General features: G+C 69.0%; 3 protein-coding genes. 1 reads left to right on the forward strand and 2 read right to left on the reverse strand.

All coding sequences use genetic code 11. The features are described 5' to 3' along the window. On the reverse strand, positions 1-1503 hold a 1503-nt coding region (ligD, locus tag AC3XYG_RS03055), incomplete at its 3' end, for a non-homologous end-joining DNA ligase (protein ID WP_489138339.1). Between the two features lie 120 nt (positions 1504-1623). Between ligD and ku (AC3XYG_RS03060) the strand changes: the two genes are divergently transcribed. Then, positions 1624-2466 carry a non-homologous end joining protein Ku gene (gene ku, locus AC3XYG_RS03060; protein ID WP_489138340.1) on the forward strand — a complete coding sequence of 281 codons (843 nt, stop codon included), beginning with the start codon at positions 1624-1626 and terminating at the stop codon, positions 2464-2466. Positions 2467-2672: 206 nt separating this feature from the next. Here the strand turns inward: ku (AC3XYG_RS03060) and ku (AC3XYG_RS03065) are convergent. Beyond that, a partial coding sequence (gene ku, locus AC3XYG_RS03065) for a non-homologous end joining protein Ku (protein ID WP_489138341.1) occupies positions 2673-3512 on the reverse strand: 840 nt, incomplete at its 5' end.

Here is a 3512-nt window from a genome sequence, read left to right on the forward strand (position 1 = left end):
GCCCTTGGGCGCGCCCGGCCCGGTGAAGGGCGACGTCTTCGCCTCCACCGCCTGCAGCTTTGGCAGCAGCTTGGCGACCTTGGCCGCGCCATAGCCGGTGCCGACCCGGCCGATATGGACGAGATGACCGCCGCGGCGGACGCCGACCAGCAGCGAGCGGAACCGGCTGCCCGTGGTGGACCAGCCGCCGATCACCACCTCTTCCCCGCCCCGGCATTTCGCCTTGGTCCAGCGGTCGGTCCGGCCCGACTGATAGGCCGCATCCAGCCGCTTGGAGACGATGCCCTCCAGCTTCAACTGGCAGGCGGATTGCAGCACCGCGTCGCCCGATTCCTCGAAATGCGCGACGTAGCGCAGGGTGGAGGTGGTGTCGGCCCCCTGCTCCCGCAGCAGCTCCTCCAGCCGCGCCTTGCGCTTGGACAACGGCTCGTCGCGCCAATCCGTATCGCCCTCGAACAGCAGGTCGAAGGCGAAGAAGATCAGGTCTTTGCTCTTGCCCTCCGACAGCGCGACCTGCAGCGCCGCGAAATCGGGGTGGCCATGGTCGTCCAGCGCCACCGCCTCGCCATCGATGATGCAGTCGGGCCAGCCCTTGGCCGCATCGGCGATGGCCTGGAACCGGCTGGTCCAGTCCAGGCCCTTGCGGGTCTTCAGCGTGACGGCGCCGTCCTGCACCCGCAGTTGCAGCCGGTAGCCGTCGAACTTGATCTCATGGCCCCAGCCGCGGCCGGCGGGCGGCCGCTCGACCGATTGGCACAGCTGCGGCGGGATGAATTCCGGCATGGCGGAGGCGTCCGGTGCCCGCTTCCTGCGGGCAGGTTTGGCCTTGGCGGCACCCTTGGGCGTGGAGTGCCAGACCGCATCGGCCTCGGCCGGCGCCGATCCCGCCGTCATGAACGGCTTCGGCCCGCGGCCCTTGCCGGCGGCGATGGCGGCCATGGCGCGGCCCGAGGCGACGGAGCGGTCCTCGGCCAGCACGGCGTCGCCGTCGCCTTCGACCGCGTGCTCGTCGCGATGCTTGATGAGCAGCCAGTTGGTGCGCTTGCCGCCGGTGCGGTCGTGCTTCATCCGCACCAGCACCCAGCTGCCGTGCAGCCGCTTGCCGTCCAGGGTGAATTTCAGGTCGCCCTTGGCCAGCGCCTCCTCCGGCGTGGCGTTGCCCTCCGGCGCCCAGCTTCCGCGGTCCCACAGCTGCACTGTGCCGCCGCCATACTGGCCCTTGGGGATGGTGCCTTCGAAATCGCCGTAATCCAGCGGGTGGTCCTCGACCTCCACCGCCAGCCGCTTGTCATGCGGGTCGAGCGACGGCCCCTTGGTCACCGCCCAGGATTTGAACACGCCGTCGAGCTCCAGCCGCAGGTCGTAATGCAGCCGCGTCGCCGCATGCTTCTGGATGACGAAGCGCAGGCGCTCGGACGGGGCAACGTCATCGGCGCCGCTCGGTTCCGCGGTCCGGGTGAAATCGCGCTTGGTTCTGTAGGTCGACAGGCTGGCCTTGGCCACCGGCACCTCCCGCTTCTGCCGGAGCAACGGGCCCGGCCCGCCGCCGGTTCCGGCTGGCTCTGGAACGATAGGGCCGCCTCGGCCGTTGCGGGAAGAGGCTGATCGGAGTCCGGGGGCACCATGGCACCGCGCGCGAATTGGAAGGGCATGCTGAAGCTGGGCTTCCTGTCCTGCCCGGTCGCCCTGTACACGGCCGTCAGCGACGGCGACGACATCCACTTCAACATGGTCAACCGGCGCACCGGCCACCGGCTGAAGCGCCAATTCGTCGACGCCGAGACCGGCAAGCCGGTCGACCGCGACCAGCAGGTGAAGGGCTATCCGCTCGGCGACGACCGCCACATCGTGCTGACCGAGGAGGAGATCGAGGCGGCGATCCCGGACAGCACCAAGACAATAGAGATCGAGGCCTTCGTGCCGCGCGACCAGGTCGACCGCGTCGCCATCGACCGGCCCTACTACCTGGCCCCGTCGGACCAGGTCGGGGCCGAGGCGTTCGGCGTGATCCGCGCCGCGATGGACCAGGCCGGCGTCGTCGGCATCGGCCGCACCGTGCTGTTCCGGCGCGACCGTGTGGTGATGCTATGCCCGGAGGGCCCGGGCTTCCTGGCCAACCTGCTGCATTTCGAATACGAGATGCGCGACGAGGCCGATGCCTTCGCCGCGATCCCGAAGATGAAGATCGCCGGCGAGATGTTGGACCTGGCCAAGCACATCATCGGCAAGAAGAAGGGCACGTTCGAGCCTGACAGCTTCGAGGACCAGTACGAAACGGCGCTGACCGAGCTGATCCGGGCGAAGCAGCGCGGCGAGAAGATCAAGCCGCGGCCGAAGCCGAAGGGCCAGGTGATCGACCTTATGGAAGCCCTGCGGGAGAGTGCGGGTGCTGCGAAGGGCAAAGCGAAGGCCGCCGCCAAGGGTAAGGCTGCCAAGAAGCCAGCGCCGAAGCGCAAGGCGGGTTGACCCAATTCCACTCTCCCCCTCCCCTTGCGGGAGGGGGTAGGGGGAGGGGTCTGGCACCGTCAGAGCGGATGCCGAGTGAAGACCAGAAGCCTCGCAGCAGACGTCCAGAACTCCGCGCCGCCTCCCGTCATCGACACCCCCTCCCCCGACCCCCTCCCGCGGGGGGAGGGGGAGAGTAGAAGGTAGGTCGCACGCCCCCGGAAACGTCACCGCTTCCGCTTGCCGGCCTCGATGCTTTTGCGCAGGGCGTCCATCAGGTCGATGACCTTGCCGGATTCCCGCGGCTCGGCCTCGGGCTTCGGCGCCGCTGCCTTCCCGCCCTTCTTCTTGCGGGCGATGATCTTCTGCAAAGCGGCCTGGACCCGGTCGTCGAGCAGCGTGTCGCTCCACTCCGTCTGCCGCTCCTTGATCACCGACAGGGCCAGGGCCAGCGCCTCCTTCGACGGCGCCACCGATTTCACGCCGCGGAACACCGTGGCCTCGTCCCGCACCTCGTCGCTGCGGTGCAGGGTCCAGACCACCATGCCCAGGCCCCGCGGCTCGATCATGACCGGCCGTTCGCGGCGGTACAGCACCAGCTTGGACAGGCCGACGGTCTTGGTCGAGGCCATCGCCTCGCGGATCACGCTGAACGCCTCCTCCCCCACCGGCTCGCTCGGCGCGAGGTAATGCGGCCGGTCGCGCCACAGCAGCCCGACCGCGGCGCGCGGCACGAAGGTGGTGATGTCCATGGTGCGGGTGGTTTCCAGCGCCACCGCGGCGAGCTCGTCATCCTCCAGCACGACATACTCGTCCTCGGCCACGGGATAGCCGCGGACCTGGTCGTCATCGGCCACCGCCTTGCCGGACACCGAGTCGACATACTCGCTGACCACGCGGTTGCCGGTGGCCTGGTTCAGGGTGTGGAAGCGCACCCGTTCGGACTGGGTGACGGCCGGTGTCATCTCCACCGGGCAGGTCACCAGGCTGAGCTTGAGATAGCCGGACCAGAAACTGCGTGACGCCATCGAGTCGACTCCGCGGCGGTGGGCCTCGCCGTAGAAAGC

The organism is Inquilinus sp. (genome assembly GCF_057815775.1).

Coding starts and splice junctions, on each gene's coding strand:
- ku (WP_489138340.1), top strand. CDS start 1,624: ATGGCACCGCGCGCGAATTGGAAGGGCATGCTGAAGCTGGGCTTCCTG.